Source organism: Pseudomonas sp. PDM05 (assembly GCF_014851685.1).
In the GTDB taxonomy this organism is placed as follows: domain Bacteria; phylum Pseudomonadota; class Gammaproteobacteria; order Pseudomonadales; family Pseudomonadaceae; genus Aquipseudomonas.
The window spans coordinates 59,035-79,374 of the sequence record NZ_JACVAC010000011.1 but is presented as its reverse complement, the minus strand read 5'-3'; the positions used below and the strand labels follow the sequence as shown (position 1 = coordinate 79,374).

20 protein-coding genes are annotated in these 20,340 nt (G+C 60.9%); 9 read left to right on the top strand and 11 right to left on the bottom strand.

Annotated elements, in window-relative coordinates; all coding sequences use genetic code 11:
* Positions 1-22 precede the first annotated feature (22 nt).
* Complete coding sequence (locus tag IB241_RS20525) at positions 23-715, top strand: aspartate/glutamate racemase family protein (RefSeq protein WP_192300034.1); 693 nt, start codon at positions 23-25, stop codon at positions 713-715.
* Here the strand turns inward: IB241_RS20525 and IB241_RS20520 are convergent.
* The 4 genes from IB241_RS20520 to IB241_RS20505 all read right to left on the bottom strand — a co-directional run bounded on the left by IB241_RS20520 (position 712) and on the right by IB241_RS20505 (position 4,742).
* Positions 712-1,224 carry a GNAT family N-acetyltransferase gene (locus IB241_RS20520; RefSeq protein WP_192300033.1) on the bottom strand — a complete coding sequence of 171 codons (513 nt, stop codon included), beginning with the start codon at positions 1,222-1,224 and terminating at the stop codon, positions 712-714. The genes IB241_RS20525 and IB241_RS20520 overlap by 4 nt on opposite strands.
* 61 nt (positions 1,225-1,285) lie before the next feature.
* Complete coding sequence (locus tag IB241_RS20515; RefSeq protein ID WP_192300032.1) at positions 1,286-2,350, bottom strand: DUF1176 domain-containing protein; 1,065 nt, start codon at positions 2,348-2,350, stop codon at positions 1,286-1,288.
* 54 nt (positions 2,351-2,404) lie between these two features.
* Positions 2,405-3,544 carry a glycerate kinase gene (locus IB241_RS20510; protein ID WP_192300031.1) on the bottom strand — a complete coding sequence of 380 codons (1,140 nt, stop codon included), beginning with the start codon at positions 3,542-3,544 and terminating at the stop codon, positions 2,405-2,407.
* 91 nt (positions 3,545-3,635) lie between these two features.
* On the bottom strand, positions 3,636-4,742 hold the full coding sequence (locus IB241_RS20505) for a sugar diacid recognition domain-containing protein (protein WP_192300030.1): 1,107 nt from the start codon (positions 4,740-4,742) through the stop codon (positions 3,636-3,638).
* A 160-nt stretch (positions 4,743-4,902) separates the two neighbouring features.
* On the opposite strand from IB241_RS20505, the gene IB241_RS20500 reads away from it, so the two are divergent.
* Positions 4,903-6,213 carry an MFS transporter gene (locus IB241_RS20500; RefSeq protein ID WP_192300029.1) on the top strand — a complete coding sequence of 437 codons (1,311 nt, stop codon included), beginning with the start codon at positions 4,903-4,905 and terminating at the stop codon, positions 6,211-6,213.
* Between the two features lie 83 nt (positions 6,214-6,296).
* Here the strand turns inward: IB241_RS20500 and IB241_RS20495 are convergent, their stop codons facing one another.
* The gene (locus IB241_RS20495) at positions 6,297-7,001 is read right to left on the bottom strand and encodes an SDR family oxidoreductase (RefSeq protein ID WP_192300028.1); all 705 of its coding nucleotides are present in this window, start codon (positions 6,999-7,001) and stop codon (positions 6,297-6,299) included.
* Positions 7,002-7,102: 101 nt separating this feature from the next.
* Between IB241_RS20495 and IB241_RS20490 the strand changes: the two genes are divergently transcribed.
* From IB241_RS20490 to rarD, 3 genes are all read left to right on the top strand, one after another.
* A complete protein-coding gene (locus IB241_RS20490; RefSeq protein ID WP_192300027.1) occupies positions 7,103-8,005 on the top strand; it encodes a LysR family transcriptional regulator in 903 nt (300 codons plus the stop codon).
* Between the two features lie 82 nt (positions 8,006-8,087).
* Complete coding sequence (locus IB241_RS20485; protein WP_192300026.1) at positions 8,088-9,098, top strand: aldo/keto reductase; 1,011 nt, start codon at positions 8,088-8,090, stop codon at positions 9,096-9,098.
* A gap of 164 nt (positions 9,099-9,262) precedes the next feature.
* A complete protein-coding gene (gene rarD, locus IB241_RS20480) occupies positions 9,263-10,144 on the top strand; it encodes an EamA family transporter RarD (protein WP_192300025.1) in 882 nt (293 codons plus the stop codon).
* 54 nt (positions 10,145-10,198) lie between these two features.
* On the opposite strand, the gene hppD is transcribed toward rarD, so the two are convergent.
* The gene (hppD, locus tag IB241_RS20475; protein WP_192300024.1) at positions 10,199-11,275 is read right to left on the bottom strand and encodes a 4-hydroxyphenylpyruvate dioxygenase; all 1,077 of its coding nucleotides are present in this window, start codon (positions 11,273-11,275) and stop codon (positions 10,199-10,201) included.
* Between the two features lie 249 nt (positions 11,276-11,524).
* Positions 11,525-12,439 (bottom strand): DMT family transporter, encoded by a 915-nt coding sequence (locus IB241_RS20470; protein WP_192300023.1) that lies wholly within the window; start codon positions 12,437-12,439, stop codon positions 11,525-11,527.
* A 75-nt stretch (positions 12,440-12,514) separates the two neighbouring features.
* On the opposite strand from IB241_RS20470, the gene IB241_RS20465 reads away from it, so the two are divergent.
* From IB241_RS20465 to IB241_RS20455, 3 genes are all read left to right on the top strand, one after another.
* The gene (locus IB241_RS20465) at positions 12,515-13,384 is read left to right on the top strand and encodes a LysR family transcriptional regulator (RefSeq protein WP_192300022.1); all 870 of its coding nucleotides are present in this window, start codon (positions 12,515-12,517) and stop codon (positions 13,382-13,384) included.
* 118 nt (positions 13,385-13,502) lie between these two features.
* Entirely contained in the window at positions 13,503-15,044 is a 1,542-nt protein-coding gene (locus IB241_RS20460) for an EAL domain-containing protein (protein ID WP_192300021.1), read from the top strand.
* A gap of 198 nt (positions 15,045-15,242) precedes the next feature.
* Complete coding sequence (locus IB241_RS20455) at positions 15,243-15,608, top strand: histone-like nucleoid-structuring protein, MvaT/MvaU family (protein ID WP_192300020.1); 366 nt, start codon at positions 15,243-15,245, stop codon at positions 15,606-15,608.
* A 112-nt stretch (positions 15,609-15,720) separates the two neighbouring features.
* On the opposite strand, the gene IB241_RS20450 is transcribed toward IB241_RS20455, so the two are convergent.
* A complete protein-coding gene (locus tag IB241_RS20450; RefSeq protein ID WP_192300019.1) occupies positions 15,721-16,257 on the bottom strand; it encodes a DUF4946 domain-containing protein in 537 nt (178 codons plus the stop codon).
* Positions 16,258-16,452: 195 nt separating this feature from the next.
* Here IB241_RS20450 and gloA point away from each other — a divergent pair, with 195 nt between their 5' ends.
* Positions 16,453-16,974: a lactoylglutathione lyase gene (gene gloA / locus IB241_RS20445; RefSeq protein WP_012724171.1), complete on the top strand. Its 522-nt coding sequence runs from the start codon at positions 16,453-16,455 to the stop codon at positions 16,972-16,974.
* Between the two features lie 50 nt (positions 16,975-17,024).
* Here the strand turns inward: gloA and ahpF are convergent, their stop codons facing one another.
* From ahpF to IB241_RS20430, 3 genes are all read right to left on the bottom strand, one after another.
* The gene (ahpF, locus tag IB241_RS20440) at positions 17,025-18,581 is read right to left on the bottom strand and encodes an alkyl hydroperoxide reductase subunit F (protein WP_192300018.1); all 1,557 of its coding nucleotides are present in this window, start codon (positions 18,579-18,581) and stop codon (positions 17,025-17,027) included.
* A gap of 119 nt (positions 18,582-18,700) precedes the next feature.
* Positions 18,701-19,264, bottom strand: coding sequence for an alkyl hydroperoxide reductase subunit C (gene ahpC / locus IB241_RS20435; protein ID WP_010210361.1), 564 nt, complete (start codon positions 19,262-19,264; stop codon positions 18,701-18,703).
* Between the two features lie 133 nt (positions 19,265-19,397).
* Positions 19,398-20,330 carry a site-specific integrase gene (locus tag IB241_RS20430; RefSeq protein WP_192300017.1) on the bottom strand — a complete coding sequence of 311 codons (933 nt, stop codon included), beginning with the start codon at positions 20,328-20,330 and terminating at the stop codon, positions 19,398-19,400.
* Positions 20,331-20,340 lie beyond the last annotated feature (10 nt).

The window sequence follows — 20,340 nt, the reverse complement described above, 5'->3', positions numbered from 1 at the left end:
CTACCCCTGTCAGGAGCATCGCATGCGCACCATCGGCCTTATCGGCGGCATGAGCTGGGAGTCCAGCGCCGAGTACTACCGCCTCATCAACCAGCAGGTGCGTGAGCAACTGGGCCCGCTGCGCTCGGCGCCACTGTTGATGTACAGCGTGGACTTCGGCCCGGTGGCGCAGGCACAACACGCCGGGCGTTGGGACGACGCCGCGCTGATCCTCGAAGAGGCTGCGCGGCGCCTGCAAGCCGGCGGGGCCGACTGCGTCGTGCTGTGTACCAACACCATGCATCTGGTGGCGCCGCGTATCGAGGCGGCAGTGTCGATTCCGTTTCTGCACATCGCCGATGCGGCGGGGTTGGCCGCTGTTGCAGCAGGCACCTTGACCGTTGGTTTGCTGGGCACGGCGTTCACCATGGAACAGGACTTTCTCAAGTCGCGCCTGGCCGACCACGGTTTGAGCGTGCTGGTGCCCGACGCGGACGAGCGCCAAGCGGTGCACCGGATCATTTACGAGGAGTTGTGTGTCGGCGTGATCAGCGAAGCCTCGCGCCAGGTCTACCAACGGGTGATCGAGTCCCTGGCCGCGCGCGGCGCCCAGGCAATCATTCTCGGATGTACGGAAATCGGCTTGCTGATCAAGCCGCAGCACAGCAAGTTGCCGCTGTTGGACACCACCGAGCTGCATGCGCAGGCTGCGGTGGCGTTCGCGTTGCAGGACTAGGCGGATTGGCGCAGGCGCGCCATGCTCACGGTGTCGACGAACGCGCCGTCACGCACGGCGTAATCGCGCATGCGCCCTTCCACCTCGAAACCGAACTTGCGGTACAACTGCTGCGCGGCTTCGTTGTCGGCGTACACCGTCAGCTCTACCCGGCGCAGGTTCATCCAGTTGTCGGCCACGTCCAGCGCGGCCGCCAGCAGGCGCGAGCCCACGCCCTTGCCCTGCCAGGCCGGGGCCACGCCCATGCCGAACGATCCGACATGGCTGCGGCGCACACGCAGCACTTGTTCCAGGCCGAGTTGGCCGATCACTTCCCCACCATGCACCGCCACCAGCTGTAGGCGTCGCTCGTTGTCCATTTCCAGCTTGTTGCGCCACGCCTCAATCGATTGGAAAGGCATTTGCAGCACCTGACGGCACACGGCCGGTTCGTTATAGAGCGCGGCGACGCCCTCCAGGTGGGCCTCGGTAAAACGCTGGATGACGATATGGGGTTCAGGCGTGTGCATTGTGTTTCGTCCTTTGAAAGACAAGTGGCCGCCCAGTGTAGAGGCCACGCCCGCCCGCTGGCTAGGGTGCCGGCTGAGTCGTCCACAACGACGGCCAATCGCCATAAGCCACGCCGGTGCAGCGCGGCATTACATGAAACTCGCTGAGTTGGAACGTCTTGCCGTCAAACACCCAGACGCCACCGCCACCGCAGTCTCCGATCCCACGCTGCTTGTAGAAGTAACTGAGGGTGCCGGTGCTTTCGTCGTAGCCGACCGAGCCTTGCAGTTCCGCCGCGTCCAGCGGCAATGGCTGCAGTTTCAGCTGAGTTTGTTTGTAGGGCGCTTGTCGTTCACGGCGGCTGACATCGAACTCGCAGTTGTAGGCTGCGCAGTCATAACGCGTGACAGTCATCGCTTCCTTCTCTGACAGCGCGCCCACGTTGGCTTCGGCTTCACCCTCCTCCGGCGTGACCGCCTGCAATGCGGCGGCGACCAGCCCGGCTTGTTCTGTCGCGCTCAGCGGTGGCGCGGCTTCGAACCGACGCAGCACGGGGGTCGGCAAGCGCGGCGGCACTTCACTCGCGGCCCCCTTGCCCGGCCGTGCGAGTGCGGTGACGTTATCCACCCGCCCTTGTACCGCATCCATCAACAGCAACGCTGCACTCAGCCCGCTCAGCGATACGTGGGCCTCGTCCTCGCCCGGCAACTGCAAGCGCTGGCCATTGCGCAAACGCTGCAACAGACGCCGCGCCGCGGCCTCTTCGATCACGCCGTAGGACTGCATGTCGGGATCGCCGCCCTGATCGTCCAGTTCTACGTGCAAGTCGCGGGTCAGGTCCGGCCCCAGTGGCTGACCATCCAGCCGCAGGGTGGAAAGGTCCACGGCCTGGCCGCGATGGTCAAAGCGCAAACGCAGATAGCCTTCAGGCCCGGCCTGATGCCAGAGATGCAAGGTCAGCGAGCTGTAGTCCTCTTCGTCGACGCCGCTGGGCGCACTGAGGGCGTGGCAATTGCGCAGGTTGTCGCAACCGATGACCCATTGCTTGATTTCCCGCAGCAATGGCACGGTTTCCACAGGCGGTTGAGCCAAGGCTTGAGGGGTGATAGCGGCCAGCAACAGGGCCGGGAGTGAGCGGCGCAGCATGGGGACTCTCCGTGTCGAAAAAGGCGCGGATTGTCCCATGTCTGGGGCGTTGCGTCAGCGTCGAGCGGCAGTGCGCCACACCCGCGCAATATCCGCGGCCCGTTCGCGCAACAACCGTGGTGCTTCGCTGCACGCCTGCTCCAGGCTCATCGGACCGGACGGCAAGGCGAACGCGGCGTCGACACCGTGGGCATACATTTGCGCATAACCGTCGCCAAGGGTGCCCGCGATGACGATCACCGGCACATTGTGCCGCTGGGCGATACGCGCCACGCCAAACGGAGTTTTGCCGCGCAGGGTCTGGGCGTCGAAGCGGCCTTCGCCGGTGATCACCAGGTCGGCACCGCGTACGGCGGCGTCGAGGCCGACCAGGTCGGCGACGACTTCCACACCGGCGCGAAACTGTGCGCCGAGGAAGGCTTTGGCGGCGAAACCGAGGCCACCGGCCGCACCACTGCCGGGTTCGTCGCGCACGTCTTTGCGCAGGACTTGGGCGCAGTGGTCGGCGTAGTGACTGAGGGCGGCATCCAGTTGTTGCACTTGCGTGGGATCGGCACCTTTTTGCGGGCCAAAGATGGTCGAGGCGCCGTGAGGGCCACACAGTGGGTTATTGACGTCGGCGGCGATTTCAAAGCGCACCTCGGCCAGGCGTGGGTCAAGCCGCTCGAGATTGATCCGCGCCAGGCGCGACAAGGCCAAGCCACCCGGTGGCAATGGCTGGTCCTGGGCGTCGAACAACTGCACGCCAAGCGCCTGCATCGCGCCGGCGCCACCGTCATTGGTGGCGCTGCCGCCAATCGCCAGGATGATGCGCTGTGCACCCAGGTCGAGTGCGGCGCGAATCAGTTCGCCGGTGCCGAATGTGGTGCTGCAACAGGCGTCGCGCTGCCCCGGTGGTACCCGTTGCAGGCCGCTGGCTTCGGCCATTTCGATGATCGCCGTGTGGCTGTCGGCCAGCCAGCCCCAACGCGCGTCAACCGTACCGCGCAGTGGCCCCTGCACTGTTTGGCTACGCAGTTCGCCGTTACAGGCGGCGAGTACCGATTCAACCGTGCCTTCACCCCCATCCGCCATTGGGCACTGGACCAACTGCGCATCCGGCCAGACGTCGGCCAAGCCTTGGGCAATAGCCTGGGCGACGCCTTCGGCACTCAGGCTGTCCTTGAACGAGTCGGGGGCGATGATGATCTTCATGGGCTTTCTCCGGTTTTTATAACGCCCATGCTGCCAGTTGGCAGCGCCGATGACGCCGGTCCGATGCACAAGTACGGCTGGGCTTTGTTGTTCATTCCGACAAAGCCTGGGGCAACAGCTGAACACCGAGGTAGAGCGCGAGCATGCCGTCCAGGGTCAGTGGGTCGACGCCACTGAGTTCGGCGATGCGCTCCATGCGGTAACGCAAACTGTTGCGATGGATGCCCAGGGCATCGGCGCAGGCCTGACTCTGCCCGTCGTGCTCGCACCAACTGCGCAGGGTTGCCTGCAATTGGCCGTTGGCGTCCTTGGCCAGCACCTTGCGCAGGGGGTTGAGCAACTCGTCGAGGGCATCATCGTTGCGGTGGCGCCAGAGCATGACCGGCAGGCGAAAGCGGTTGAGGGTCAGCAGCCGTGTGTGCGGCAGGACATCGCGGCCATAGGCGAGCAAATCGCCGACACGGCGGTAGCAACGGCGCAGCCCGGGCAAACCGTCGGCTTGCCCGCCGACGGCGACGCGCAGGATATTCCAGCCCTGGCCTTCGAGCTTTTCCAGCAACCGTGGGTTATCCACCGGCAGGGCTGCCGGGCGGCACCAGAGCAGGGAAAACTGCGCCGAGCTGACACACCAGCTGTCGGGGTAGCGCGAGGTCAGCCAGGCATTCAAGGCTTCTGCCGATTGGCCCGGACCCAGTTCAAACAGGTACGGCGTGCGTGCCAGTTGCGGCTTGAGCCCCAGTTGCTGGGCTTCGTCCACCAGACGGGGGGAGTCGCCGGTTTCGGCCAGCAGCAACGCCAGCAGGTCGTCGCAACGCTGGCGCCGCCATTGTTGCTCGGCCTGCTGATGGCGATGGCTGACCAGCATTTCAGCGGTCATGCGCACCAGCTCGGCGTAGGTGCGCAAGCCTTCCGGTTCGCCGGTGATGCCGAGTACGCCGATCAGGCGCTGGTCATGCAGCAGCGGCAGGTTGATCCCCGGCTGCACGCCCTTGAGGTGCTTGGCGGTCTGCCCATCGATTTCCACCACACGCCCATTGGCCAGCACCAGTTGCGCCCCTTCATGACGGGTATTGATGCGCTCCGGCTCGCCGCTGCCGAGAATCAGCCCCTGACTGTCCATGACGTTGACGTTGTAGGGCAGGATGGCCATGGTGCGATCGACAATATCCTGCGCCAAGTCATGATCCAGCTCGAACATGGGGCTATTTTCCTGAAAAAGCGGGTTGTTCACCGGCACAGCGCAAAGGGAGGTTCACTGTGCGCGAGCACAAAGACAGTACCCCGTCACGTCACCGAGACTGTTTAGGCGATCAACGTTACCCTCGCATCGCGAAAAATCATAATAAAGAGAGACTGCCATGTCACAGAGCGCCACTGCCGCACTGGCTACCGATGACGATAAAAACGCCATCTACAAGCGCATCACCCTGCGCCTGATCCCCTTCATTTTCATCTGCTATCTGTTCAATTACCTCGACCGGGTAAACGTTGGCTTTGCCAAGTTGCAGATGCTCGATGCCTTGAAGTTCAGCGAAACCGTGTACGGCCTGGGTGCCGGGATCTTCTTTATCGGTTACGTGCTGTGCGGCGTGCCGAGCAACCTGGCACTGACCAGGTTCGGGCCGCGGCGCTGGATTGCGCTGATGATGATCGTGTGGGGCACCTTGTCTACGTGCCTGCTGTTCGTCACCACGCCAACGCACTTCTACACCCTGCGTCTGTTTACCGGGGCTGCCGAGGCCGGGTTCTTTCCGGGGGTGGTGCTGTATCTCTCGCAGTGGTTCCCGACGTTCCGACGTGGGCGGATCATGGCGCTGTTCATGTCGGCGATTCCGGTCTCGGGCTTGCTGGGCAGCCCGTTCTCCGGCTGGATCCTCAATCACTTCGCCGCCGGCCAGGGTGGCCTCGCCGGCTGGCAATGGATGTTCCTGCTGCAAGGCATCCCGACCGTGATCCTTGGTGGCCTGGCTTACTTCCTGCTCAGTGACAGTTTCGCCAACGCCAAGTGGCTCAAGCCCCACGAGCGTGCGGTACTGGAGGCCGATCAGGCGACTGACCTGGCCAACAAGCCCAAGACCACCACCGACTCCCTCGCCGAAGTGTTCAAGAACCCGGCGATCTGGGCGTTTGGCTTGATTTACTTCTGCATTCAGAGCGGCGTCTACGCGATCAACTTCTGGCTGCCGTCGATCATCAAGAACCTGGGCTTCAGCGATAACCTGGTAATCGGCTGGCTCAGTGCAATCCCGTATCTGTTGGCGGCGGTCTTCATGCTGCTGGTGGGGCGCTCCGCCGACTTGCGCAAGGAGCGTCGTTGGCACCTGGTGGTGCCGATGTTGATGGGGGCGATAGGTCTGGTGATTGCGGTGAACTTTGCCACGACGCCAGCCATTGCGATTCTTGGCCTGACGATCGCAACGATGGGCGCCCTCACTGGCCTGCCGATGTTCTGGCCAGTCCCGACCGCCCTGCTCAGCGCAGGCGCGGCGGCAGGTGGCTTGGCGTTGATCAACTCCATGGGGCAGATGGCCGGGTTCCTCAGCCCCTATATCGTCGGCTTTGTGAAGGATGCCACCGGGTCGACGGACATGGCGTTGTACCTGCTGGCGGCGGTGATTGTGGCCGGTAGCGTGCTGGCGCTGCGCATGACCCGCAGCCTCAAGGTTTAACGCGGCCCCTGTAGGAGATGGCGTGTGTGGGAGTGGGCTTGCCCACTCCCACACACGTCATCTCCCACAGGCCTATTGCGCTGTTACAACAGGCCGCCGCCGTCGATGTCGATGACACTGCCGGTGACGTAGCCGTTTTCCATGGCCAGCACGTAACCTGCCGCCACTTCTTCCGCCTGCCCTACCCGACCAACCGGCAACGCGCTGCCCGCCTTGGCGAACATCGCCAGTCGCTGCTCTTCGGCCAAGCCTGCATACGCGGGCGTATCAATCACCCCCGGGCTGATCACATTGACCCGACGCGGCGCCAGCTCCTTGGCCAATTGTTTGCCCAGTGCTTCGGTCGCGGCATTGATGCCGATCTTGATGAACTGCCCCGGCACCACTTTGCGGCCCAACTGCCCGGAAGTCAGGCTGATGCTGCCATGCGCATCAAGGAATGGCAGCGCCAGTTGGATCGCACGCAACGAGCCCCAGAGTTTGACGTTGAAGTTGTCCTGGGCCTCGTTCAGATCGGTGTCTATCAGAGCCTTGGCGCGTACGTTCGGTCCCGAGGTGTAGACCAGATGATCAAAATGCCCGACGCTTTCGAACAGGCGCTGTAGGGAGGCTGCGTCGGTGACATCCACCGGCTCGCTGCGCAGCCCGTGTTCGGCGCCCGACGTCAGGCGGCGGCCAGCCAATACCACGTGGGCGCCTCGGGCGGCGGCGGCCTTGGCCACGGCCGCACCTATACCGCTGCTGCCACCAATGACGATCACGGTTTTGCCGTTCAGGGGAGAAGTCATGAAGAACTGTCCTGGTTGAGAAAGTGAGCGTTCATCTTCTCAGCTTGGTAATCGGCGAAAAATCCCGGTAAAACGACAAGATCTTTAAAGGATTTTTATAAATGAGCTCGATCCTTGATCTGGAAGTCTTCGTGCGCACCGCCGACACCGGCAGCCTTTCGGCGGCTGCGCGAGGCCTGAACCTGACGCCTGCGGCCGCGAGCATCGCCCTCAAGCGCCTGGAGACGCGCCTGGGTTTTCGCCTGCTGGCCCGTTCTACACGCAGCATGCGCCTGACCGAAGAAGGCCGGCGCTACCTCGACAGCGTGCGCGTGGCGCTGGCCGCCTTGTCGGAGGGCGAGCAGGCGCTGAAGCAGCAAAACCAAGGCCTGAGCGGCCTGCTGCAAGTGGCCGCGCCATCGGACTTCGGGCGCAATGTGGTGCTCGGTTGGCTGGATGAGTTCAAGGCCCAACACCCCAATATCCGCCTGCAACTGATGCTCAACGACAGCAATGCCGACCTGTTCCGCGAAACCATCGACATCGCCCTGCGCTTTGGCGTGCCCCAGGACTCCAGCCTGGTGGCGCTGCCGATCGCCCCCGAGCATTGCCGCGTCGCCGTCGCCAGCCCTGCGTACCTGGCACGCCACGGTACGCCCCAGGCGCCCCTGGAGCTGTCGCAGCACAGCGCGCTGCGGTACATGCGCCAAGGCCAGATCAGCAAAACCTGGCGTTTTCGCCGCGCCAACGAGTTGCAAGACGTCGACGTGAGCGGAGATTTCCTCAGTGATGACGGCGAAATCGTACGCCGCTGGGCATTGGCCGGGCACGGTATTGCCTACAAGGCCAGGCTGGATGTCATCGGCGATATTCGCGCTGGCCGGCTGCTGGCGCTGTTCGAGGATTGGCAGGGAGAGCCCGCCCCCTTGAACCTGATGTGCCCACATCGGCTGCAAGTGTCGGAGCGGGTGAAGGTGCTGCATCGATTTCTCCAGGAGCGTTGCCAGGCCTTGCTGAGCACATGAAGAAACGCGTGCGGGGCTTGTTCCAGAGCCTGCGAGTCTGGTATTGCATAACCCACGTTTCACCGCCAGAAAGGAGCTATCCATGATCTACCGCTCATTGGGCCAGTCCGGCTTGAAGGTCAGCGCCTTGACCCTGGGCACCATGATGTTTGGCGAGCAGACCAACACCGAGGACTCGCTGCGCATCATCGACAAGGCCTGGGACCAGGGCATCAATTTTATCGACACCGCTGACGTCTATACCGGTGGGCGCTCCGAGGAAATCGTCGGCGAGGCCATCGCCCGTCATCGTGACGATTGGATCGTCGCCTCCAAAGTCGCGATCGGCCCCACCGATGGCCTGCCCAACCGCAGCGGCCTGAGCCGCAAGCGCATTTTCAATGCCCTGGAAGCCAGCCTGACCCGCCTCGATACCGACTACCTGGACATCTATTACCTGCACCGCGAAGACCATGACACGCCGCTGGAAGTGACCATCTCGGCGATTGGCGACCTGATCCGCCAGGGCAAGATCCGTTACTGGGGGCTGTCCAACTACCGTGGCTGGCGCATTGCCGAAGTGATCCGGGTGGCCGAGCGCCTGGGTGTCGACAAGCCGGTGATCAGCCAGCCGCTGTACAACATCGTCAACCGTCAGGCCGAGGTCGAGCAACTCACGGCAGCGGCGGCCTATGGCTTGGGCGTGGTGCCTTACAGCCCACTGGCGCGGGGTGTGCTCAGCGGCAAGTACGCGCCGGATGTCACGCCCGAAGCCGGCAGCCGCGCCGCGCGCCAGGACAAGCGCATCCTCGAGACCGAATGGCGCGTGGAGTCGCTGCGCATCGCCCAGCAGATCCAGCAATACACCCTGGGACGTGGCGTGGGGATCGTCGAATTTGCGATTGCGTGGGTGTTGAACAACGCCGCGGTGAGCTCGGCGATTGTCGGACCGCGTACCGAAGCACAGTGGGATGCCTACATTGGGGCGCTGGAGGTGAAGGTCACGGCAGCGGATGAGGCGTTTATTGATTCGCTGGTGACGCCGGGGCATTCGTCTACGCCGGGGTTCAATGATGTCGGGCATTTTGTGTCGGGCCGAGTCGCACGGACGTAACCGCACTGTCGTGACCAGGGCGCTTGCTGTGGCGAGCGCCCTTGGGACAGATTGGACGGGCGGGAGATTTTCCTGGAAAACGCCCCAAAACAGCGCACCTCTTTCACGCCAAAAGCACCATAATCCCCTCCTCTCTTGTCTCAATCGGTTTTCGCGAGGACTGCGTGTCTAAAGGTGTGGTGTTATCGGTGTTGGCCTCGGTGTTGTTTGCCGTGATGTATTACTTCACGTCACTGCTCACGCCATTGAGCGGCCTGGAGATTTTCGGCTGGCGCATGCTGCTGACTGTGCCGTGCATGACGGTGTTCATGATCATCAGCGGCGAATGGCGACGGGTGTGGGAATTGCTGCAGATGCTTGCACACAAGCCGCGGCTGATCGGTGGTGTGCTGCTGTCTTCGGCGTTGCTGGGCGTGCAGTTGTGGCTGTTCATGTGGGCGCCGCTCAATGGGCGCAGCCTGGATGTATCGGTGGGGTATTTCCTGTTGCCGCTGACCATGGTGCTGACCGGACGCCTGGTGTATGGCGAGCGCTTGTCGCGCCTGCAGCAGATCGCAGTGTTTTTTGCCGGGCTCGGGGTGTTGAACGAGCTGTATCAGGCCGGTGGTTTTTCCTGGGCGACCTTGGTGGTGATCATCGGTTACCCCGTCTATTTCATCGTGCGCAAGTACCTGACCACCGACCACTTGGGCGGGCTGTGGCTGGATATGGCGTTGATGCTGCCCGTGGCATGGTGGTTCGTGCAGCACGGCGAGCAAGGTTTTGCGGTGATGGACAGCCATCCCAAGTTGTATGGGTTGATTCCCATGCTTGGGGTGATCAGTGCATCAGCGCTGGTGAGTTACATCATTGCCAGCCGTTTGCTGGCATTCAGTTTGTTCGGGCTGCTCAGTTATGTGGAACCTGTGCTACTGCTGGGCGTGGCGCTGATCCTGGGTGAAGGGATCAAGGGTGGCGAATGGCTGACCTATATCCCCATCTGGCTGGCGGTGATGGTGCTGGTGTACGAGGGCTTCAAGCATCTGGTACGCCAGCGCAAGGCATGAATGACAGGCCTGAAAAAACCCGGTGAATACCGGGTTTTTTATTTTTCGAGGACGTCAGTCGGTGGCCAACACGCCACGACGCACCTGATCCCGCTCAATCGACTCGAACAATGCCTTGAAGTTGCCTTCGCCGAATCCATCGTCGCCCTTGCGCTGGATGAACTCGAAGAACACCGGGCCCATCAGGGTTTCCGAGAAGATCTGCAGCAGCAGGCGCTTGTCGCCTTCGATGGACGAACCGTCCAGCAGAATGCCACGGGCTTGCAGTTGGTCTACCGGCTCGCCGTGGTTCGGCAGGCGGCCTTCGAGCATTTCGTAGTAGGTGTCCGGCGGTGCCGTCATGAAGCGCATGCCGATATTCTTCAGCTTGTCCCAGGTCTTGACCAGGTCGTCGGTGAGGAATGCCACGTGCTGGATGCCCTCGCCGTTGAACTGCATCAGGAACTCTTCGATCTGCCCGGCGCCCTTGGAGGACTCCTCGTTCAGCGGGATGCGGATCATGCCGTCCGGGGCGCTCATGGCCTTGGACGTCAGGCCGGTGTACTCGCCCTTGATGTCGAAGTAGCGCGCTTCGCGGAAATTGAACAGTTTTTCGTAGAAGTTCGCCCAATAGGCCATGCGCCCACGGTAGACGTTGTGGGTCAGGTGGTCGATGACCTTGAGGCCGGCGCCTTGGGGGTTGCGGTCCACGCCATCGAGGAAAACGAAGTCGATGTCGTAGATCGAGCTGCCTTCGCCGAAACGGTCGATCAGATACAGCGGCGCACCGCCGATGCCTTTGATGGCCGGCAGGTTCAGTTCCATCGGGCCGGTCTCGATATGGATCGGCTGCGCGCCCAGCTCAAGGGCGCGGTTATAGGCTTGTTGCGAGTCCTTGACGCGAAACGCCATGCCGCATACCGACGGGCCGTGTTCGGCCGCGAAGTAGGACGCGATGCTGTGGGGTTCGTTGTTGAGGATCAGGTTGATTTCGCCCTGGCGATACAGGTGCACGTTCTTCGAACGGTGGGTCGCCACTTTGCTGAAGCCCATGATCTCGAAGATCGGCTCCAGGACGCCCGGCGTTGGCGATGCGAATTCGATGAATTCAAAGCCCATCAGGCCCATTGGGTTTTCGTATAGATCTGCCATGATTTGGCGCCTCATCATTTCTTGTCATTAGCCATCGAGTTATGTGCGAGCAAGGATGAGGTCTGACGGTGGCGCGCAGGAAAGGCCTCGCACACTGCGGGCGAGGAAGTCACCAAAGATGAGGGGGGAGCCGAGTAGCTTCATGGTTACATCAGTCTCTGACGGCCGAGGCTTGCGTGAGCGCAAGTCCATATTCTTGTATGCGTAAATCGATTCTACACAGCGTAACAGTATTTGTCCGTACTCTTATCAAATCCCCATTGCCCTGGGCTGCGCAAGGGGTTTGTTGCACAGGTAGATGCCCAGCAGGATCAGTGCACCGCCCAGCAGCATGGGCGCCGTCAGTTGCTCGCCGAGCATTAGTGCGCCGCAGATCACCGCGGTCAGTGGGTTGAGTGCAATAAAGACCCCGGCGCGGGTTGCACCGATGCGGCGGATACCGTCGTACCAGGCGATGTAGGCCAGTGCCGAGCCCAATACGCCGAGGTACAGCAGGCTGAGCCACTGCGGCAGATGGATCGCGGCCACCGCGGCCAGCGTGAGTTTGCCGCTGACGGCCGTGACGCTCGCGAGCATGGCGGTACCCAGCAGGATGGACCACGTTACTGTTTGCAACGGCCCCAGGCTTTGGTTGAGGGTTCGTGAACACAGCGAGTACACGCCCCACCCCACCACGCAGCCGAACACCAGCACGTCGCCCAGCCAGGCCTGGTCGGTACTGATGAGTAGCTGTGGATTACGGCTGATGATGACCACACCCGCCCCGCCCAGGCACAAGGCAATCCCCAGGCATTTGCCGGCGCCCAAGCGTTCTTTGAACAGCAGCCACGCGGCCAAGCCGATAACCGCCGGGTTCAGTGCAACGATCAAGGATGCCCGCGACGCATTGATGTAGTGCAGGCCATAGAAAAAACACAGGTTGTAGAAAAAAATCCCGAAGAACCCCAGCACGGCCAGCTGCAACAGTTGCCCACCGCGCGGCCGCACCAGGCGCACGCGGGTAGCGCCCATGAAGCCCAGCAGCGCGGCGCTGGCCAACATAAACCGCAGGGTCGCCGCCAGCAGCGGGTCGACGCCGGTAGCCAGGTAACGTCCGGCAACGAAAGTGGCGCCCCAGATCATGGTCACGGCGCAAAGCTTCAGGTAGGTCAGGCGGTCAGTCATCAACGAGGCTCTTTACGGAGGATATTGGCGTATCCTCCGGGTAATGATCGATCATCGTAAAATGAGTAAATACTCATGACGCTCACGCAACTGGAAATATTCTCGCGGGTGGCGGAGCTGCACAGCTTCACCAGCGCAGCGCATCGGCTGGGTATCAGCCAATCGGCGGTATCCCATGCCATCAAGGCCCTTGAGCAGGAACTGGGCGTCGAATTGTTTCGGCGGCATCAGGCCCAGATCGAACTCAGCGATATCGGCCAGCAACTGGTCATGCGGGCCCGCACGCTGTTGGGCGTGGCCAACACCCTACAACAGGAAGCCTCCGATGCCCGCGGTATGAAACGTGGCACGTTGCGCATCGGCTCTTTCGGCCCCACTGCGTCCAACCGCTTGCTACCGCCCATCCTCACGCAGTTTCGCCACGAACATCCCGGGATTGAAGTGCACGTGGATGAAGGGCCGGACCGCCAGGTGCTGCAATGGCTGGACGAGCGGCGGGTCGATGTGGGTTTCGTGGTGCTCGAACAGGAGCGCCTCGATACCTATGCGTTGTTCAAAGACCAGATGGTCGCCTTGCTGCCGGCGGCACACCCGCTGACCGCGCAGCCTAGCGTGGCGTTGAAGGCGCTGTGCAACGACCCGTTCATACTGACTGAGGCCGGTTCATTGGAGTTGGTCTCACGGCTATTCAGCACTGCGCGACTGACACCCAAAGTACGCTACCGCTGCGCGCAATTGCTCAGTACGCTGGAGGCGGTCAGTCGCGGTGATGGCCTGAGCGTGGTCGCCGAGGCTTCATTGCCGCCAACGCCGGACCCGCGTTATGTCGTGCGCGCCCTGTCCCCACCGGTCGTACGCGAAATCGGCCTGGGGGTGCTGGATCAACGCCAGGCGAGCCCGGCGACCCTGGCGTTCATTCAGATTGCACAACGGATTTATGGGTAGGCGCCTACTGGCCGAACGGCCAGGTACAGCGAGCTTAATTGCGCCGCGCCATCTATCATCGATTTAATCTGAATTGCCATTCGGCGCTTTTCCCACCTTGCAACAGGCCGTTTCTTCCATGCCCCTGACCCTCAACGGCCCGCGAAAACGCGCCACCCGCTCTATGATCACCGTGCTCAGCGGGCTATTACCGATGGTTTTAGGCGTGGTCATTCTGTACTGGCAAGCCGAACGCACCCTACAGCAGAGTACTGCTCAAACCGCCCTTGAAGCGGTGCGTCAATTCGACCTGATGCTCGACAACACCGCCCTCGCCGCCCAGGCCCTGATTCCATTGGCCGGACAGCCCTGTGATAACGCCGCGCAATTGGCGTTGCGTGAACAAGTCACGCGCCGCCCGTTTGTGCGTGCCACGACGTTGTCCTGGCAGAGAAACATCTATTGCAGCTCACTGTTTGGCAGTGAGTACGCGTCGCCGGTGAACCCGGATGACTACGTAGAGGGCAATCTGTGGTTGATGAACGGCAACCCGGTTACCCCCGATACGGCGCTCTTGGTGTATCGCCTGGTCGATGGCGACAAAGCCGCGTTTGCCTCGATTGACGGCTACCACCTGACCAACGCCCTGCGCCTGATCAGCCGCTACGCGCTGCTGGTCCTGCAAGTGGGGCCCAACTGGCTGGACGCCAGCGGCAAGGTGCATGACAGCGCCGTGCCGGAATTTGCCGTGGCGCATCATCATTTGGCCTCCACGCGCTATCACTACAGCGTCGATGCCGGCATGCCGTCCGGTGAGGTGTGGCGCTACATGGAAGCCCGCTACCCGGTGCTGTTCAGCCTGCTGGTGTTTTTCGGGATACTGGCCGGCGTCCTCGCGCATTGGCTGCAAAAGCGCTCCTGCGCGCCGACCCATGAGCTGCAACGGGCGTTGGGCGCCAACGAGTTCATACCGTATTTCCAACCTGTGGTGCGCGGCGATACCCGTGCATGGGCCGGTTGTGAAGTGCTGATGCGTTGGCAGCATCCGAAGGAAGGCCTGGTGCGCCCGGACTTGTTCATTCCCCTGGCCGAGCACTCAGGCCTGATCGTGCCGATGACCCGCGCCCTGCTGCGCCAGACCGCTGCGCAGTTGGCACCGCACGCCGAGCGCTTCAGCCCGGGCTTCCATATCGGCGTGAACATCACCGCGCGCCATTGCGAAGACCTGGCGTTGGTTGAGGACTGTCGCGAATTCCTCGGCGCCTTCGCGCCTGGCCAGGTCACGCTGGTACTCGAATTGACCGAACGCGAGCTGATCAAGCCGACCGATACAACCCGACGCTTGTTCGACGCCCTGCATGGATTAGGGGTGATGATCGCCATTGATGACTTCGGTACTGGGCATTCCAGCTTGGGTTACTTGCGTAACTTCAATGTCGACTACTTGAAGATTGATCAAAGCTTTGTCGCCATGATCGGTGCGGATGCGCTCTCGCGGCATATTCTCGACAGCATCATAGAACTGTCCGGCAAGCTCGACCTGGGCATCGTTGCCGAAGGCGTGGAAACAGTCGAGCAATGCGAATACCTGGCGGCACAAGGTGTGGATTTCCTGCAAGGTTACCTGTTCGGGCGGCCGTTACCCTGTGATGAATTCATTAAATCGCTGGGCAGCCATTGAATAGCCGGCCACTAACAAGCTGAAATAATGTTGTTTACACAAAAGACGTGATTTACTCGTGGCGGATTAACTACTACAATTTTTCATGCCTGTGCAGAACTCGCAAAAAGCGCCACTTTCTTTAAGTCACCTTAAAGCCGTTGGCTCATAGCTTTGTCTGCAGTTGTATCCGCCAACTACACTATTGGAGTACAGATTTTGTCCAGACTCGCCGAATTTCGCGCAGCAGAAAAAGCCCTTCAAGAGCAGCTGGCCCAGCTGGAGTCGCTGAAGAACGACGCTGGCCTGAAGAAAGAAATCGAATTCGAAGAAAAGCTTCAAGCGCTGATGAAAAGCTACGGCAAAGGCCTGCGCGACATCATCTCCATCCTTGACCCGAACCCGGGCAAGGCCAGCGCTGCAACCGCCAGCGCCCCGAAACAGCGCCGCGCACGTGTGGTCAAGGTCTACCAGAACCCGCACACCGGCGAACTGATCGAGACCAAAGGCGGCAACCACCGCGGCCTGAAAGCCTGGAAAGAACAGTACGGCGCCGCCACTGTAGATTCCTGGCTTCGCGGCTGATCAACACGCACTAACAAAGAGCCCCGCACTTGCGGGGCTTTTTTTGCTTCAGGGTTCGAAAACGAACTTAACTAACATTTCATATTGTTCAAACCCGTTCGGTGTATCGCGCTCAAAGTTCCAAGCTGTCACGTACCGAACTGACTTCGTCCTTACTGGCGTCGTACGCTTGGGCTTGGCCTGCGTATGAAAAAACATACGCCTTATCCGCATCAATCGCGCCCACCAATGTTTGCGAAATCACGCGCCGGCCATTCTCGGTAATCACACAAGTAGTTTCCAGGGCGTCGAGACGGCTCAAGGTCGTCGCGTGCATCTTGCTGCACACGCTTTGATAGCCGCTGCGGGCGAAATCTTTCTGGATGGATTTACGCATTTCCATCAATACGCCCTCAAGATTAACTTTGTGCCCCTCTTCAATCGGTGTGCCGGTCAACTCCATGACCATCAGCGTCAAGCCATTTTCATCATTCTTGATCGCGCGCTGGCGCGACACTGCCTGAGGAGGAACGGGCGCCTCGCCGTCGGGTGTGACTTCCTCGACTTGCCAGCCACTGGGCCAATGGATTTGCGGCTCGATCGCCAATGCAAAGGGGCTGACCAGCAGTAAACACACAGCGCTCAACAACGCTTTACGTAATTCGATCATTGCAAAAAACACCAGAGGGCCAAGCGTTAAAGTTTGAGCCCCGCCCCTGCTGGTCGCAAGGCCTGCGTGGGCTTTTTCATTTGGCGCAGGGGTCGTGGCTTGCGTATCATGGCCCGGCTGCACGGATGCCGGCCGCAAGCCAAGGAACCGCTCCTTATAGGAGTTGCGTTTGCCCCATTTTTTTCTGGAGGGCCCATGAGCCTGCACGAACTGAACACCTTCCCGGGCGTCACCGCCCAACCTGATACCGCGACCGCGAACTTCGTGTTCAATCACACCATGTTGCGGGTCAAAGACATCACCAAATCGCTGGATTTCTATACGCGCGTCCTGGGTTTCTCGCTGGTTGAGAAGCGTGACTTCCCGGAAGCCGAATTCAGCCTGTACTTCCTGGCCCTGGTGGACAAGTCCCAGATTCCAGCCGACGCGGCTGAGCGCACGCAGTGGATGAAGTCGATCCCGGGCATCCTGGAACTGACCCACAACCACGGCACCGAAAACGACGCCGACTTCGCCTACCACAACGGCAATACCGACCCGCGCGGCTTTGGCCACATCTGCATCTCGGTGCCGGATATTGTTGCCGCCTGCGAACGTTTCGAGGCCCTGGGCTGTGATTTCCAGAAACGCCTGAGCGATGGCCGCATGAAGAGCCTGGCGTTCATCAAGGACCCGGATGCGTACTGGGTCGAAATTATTCAGCCAGCACCGCTGTAAACAAAAAACCCCATGATCACTCATGGGGTTTTTCATTTCAGCCAGGCAACTTACGACGTACGGATCAAGTGATCAAAAGCACTCAGGGAAGCCTTGGCGCCCTCGCCTACGGCAATCACGATCTGCTTGTACGGCACAGTCGTTACATCACCGGCGGCGAACACCCCTGGCAGTGACGTCTCGCCACGGGCATCGACGATGATCTCGCCACGGGGCGACAGTTCGACAGTGCCTTTGAGCCAGTCGGTGTTGGGCAGCAAACCGATCTGTACGAAAATGCCTTCCAGGTCGACCGTCTTGAACTCGCCGCTGTCGCGATCCTTGTAGGCCAGGCCGGTAACTTTCTGGCCATCGCCTTTGACTTCGCTGGTCAGCGCGCTGGTAATCACATCCACGTTGGGCAGGCTGTGCAGCTTGCGTTGCAACACCGCGTCGGCGCGCAGCTTGCTGTCGAACTCCAGCAAGGTTACGTGGCTGACGATACCGGCCAGGTCGATGGCCGCTTCCACGCCAGAGTTACCGCCGCCAATCACCGCCACGCGTTTGCCCTTGAACAGCGGACCATCACAGTGCGGGCAGAAGCACACGCCCTTGGCTTTGTATTCCTGCTCGCCCGGCACACCCATTTCACGCCAACGGGCGCCGGTGGCCAGGATCACGGTCTTGGACTTGAGGGTCGCACCGCTTTCGAAGCGGATTTCGTGCAGTTCACCGGGGTTCTTCGCCGGGATCAGGGCACTGGCGCGCTGCAAGTTCATGATGTCTACGTCGTACTGGCGCACATGCGCCTCAAGGGCACTGGCCAGTTTCGGCCCTTCGGTTTCCTGTACAGAGATAAAGTTCTCGATGGACATGGTGTCCAGCACTTGGCCACCAAACCGCTCGGCGGCGACACCCGTGCGGATGCCTTTACGCGCAGCGTAGATCGCAGCGGACGAACCGGCCGGACCGCCACCCACGACGAGCACATCAAATGCGTCTTTGGCGCTGATCTTCTCGGCGGCTTTTTCGAGGCCGCTGGTATCGAGCTTGGCGAGGATTTCTTCCAGGCCCATGCGGCCCTGACCGAAGTTCACACCGTTGAGGTAAACGCTTGGCACCGCCATGATCTGGCGCTCGTCCACTTCTGCCTGGAACAGCGCGCCGTCGATGGCGACGTGGCGGATATTCGGGTTGAGCACGGCCATCAGGTTCAGCGCCTGGACCACATCCGGGCAGTTCTGGCAGGACAGCGAGAAGTACGTCTCGAAGTTGAACTCGCCTTTCAGGGCGCGGATCTGTTCAATCACCTCGACACTGGCCTTCGACGGGTGGCCACCGACTTGCAGCAGGGCCAGCACCAGCGAAGTGAATTCATGGCCCATCGGGATGCCGGCAAAACGCAGGCTGATTTCGGCACCCGGGCGATTGATCGAAAACGACGGTTTGCGCGCATCATTGCCATCGGTTTTCAGGGTGATCAGCGTGGTGAGGCTGGTAACGTCCTGCAACAGGGCCAGCATTTCCTGGGATTTCGCGCCGTCATCGAGGGAGGCGACGATCTCAATCGGCTGGGTGACCCGTTCCAGGTATGACTTCAACTGAGCTTTAAGATTGGCGTCCAACATACGGGCGATTTCCTTTAATTCTGGGTAAAAAAACGCCCGAGCGAATCTCGCCCGGGCGTTTTTGAGGGCGGTTGCAGCTGACTTAAGGTGCGGATACCCGCCCTGGATACTTCATTGACTTAGATCTTGCCGACCAGGTCCAGGGACGGAGCCAGGGTAGCCTCGCCTTCTTTCCACTTGGCTGGGCACACTTCGCCCGGGTGGGCAGCGACATACTGGGCAGCCTTGATTTTGCGCAACAGCTCGGAAGCGTCACGGCCAACACCGCCGTCGTTCAGCTCAACGATCTTGATCTGACCTTCTGGGTTGATCACGAAAGTACCGCGGTCAGCCAGGCCTGCCTCTTCGATCAGCACGTCGAAGTTGCGGGAGATGGTCAGGGTCGGGTCGCCGATCATGGTGTACTGGATCTTGCCGATGGCTGGCGAGGTGTTGTGCCACGCAGCGTGGGCAAAGTGGGTGTCGGTGGAAACGCTGTAGATTTCGACGCCCAGTTTCTGGAATTCGGCGTAGTTGTCCGCCAGGTCTTCCAGCTCGGTTGGGCAAACGAAGGTGAAGTCGGCTGGGTAGAAGAACACGACGGACCACTTGCCTTTCAGGTCAGCGTCAGACACATCTACGAAGTTGCCGTTTTTGTATGCGGTAGCTTTGAACGGTTTTACTTGGCTGTTGATGATAGGCATCGTTGACTCTCCGTCAGGGGTTAAGAAGTTGATGAAGTGAATCCTACCCAGTCTCGGGGCCGATGGCTCATTGGCAAACCTGATGCTCGCGATTGGCTTTCTCTATCAGCTGACCGTATTAATAGAAGAAATCTTAAAGCAGCGGCTGCGTTGCCAGGGTCATCCCGAGAAAGGGTGTCGCTTCAACATAGCGCATGGCGGATTTCATGTCGCTCCAGCCGACGTAACTCATCAACGACTTCAAATCCCAGCCGCTGCGATGGGCCCAGGTCGCAAAGCCACGGCGCAATGAGTGGCTGGTGTACGCGTCGGCTGCAATACCCGCACGCTCCAACGCCTGGCGCAACAATGGAATTACGCTGTTGGGGTGCAACCCCTCCTCGCTCAGGTTGCCCCAGCGATCAATCCCGCGAAACACCGGGCCACGCACCAGCGCCGAAACGCTGAGCCACTCGCTGTAGGCCTGCACCGGGCATAGGCGCAGCAACGCTGGGGTCTGATAGGTCTTGCCAAGGTTGTCGCGATCACTTTTGCTGCGTGGCAGATACAGGCTGATGCCGGCGCCAGGGGTGGCCTGCACGTGTTCGATCGCCAGGCGGCAGAGTTCATCACTGCGAAAGCCACGCCAGAAGCCCAACAGAATCAGCGCAGTGTCGCGTTTGGCGCGTAACAGGCGTGGTTGATCGTGGTCTTGAGCGGCGGCTTGCGCTTGAGTCGCCAGAAACGCCACTACCTGTTCCAGGTGCATTAGTTGCAGTGGCTTGGCCTGTTTCTCTTGTGCCGGATGCACGGCACGAATCCCCTTGAGCACCTTGCGAACCACCGGCGCTTTTGTCGGGTCAGGAAAGCCCTGGCTCGTATGCCACTGCGCCAATGCCGAGAGGCGCAGCTTCAAGGTGTTGATCGCCAGCACACCGGCATGCGCGACCAGGTAGCGCGCCACGCTGTCACTGGTGGCTGGCAGGAATCCGCCCCAGCTCACTTCGAAATGCTCGATGGCTGCGCGATAGCTGCGCCGCGTGTTGTCGCGGGTGGCGGCATTTAGATAACGGTCCAGATCGCTCATGGGAAGCCTA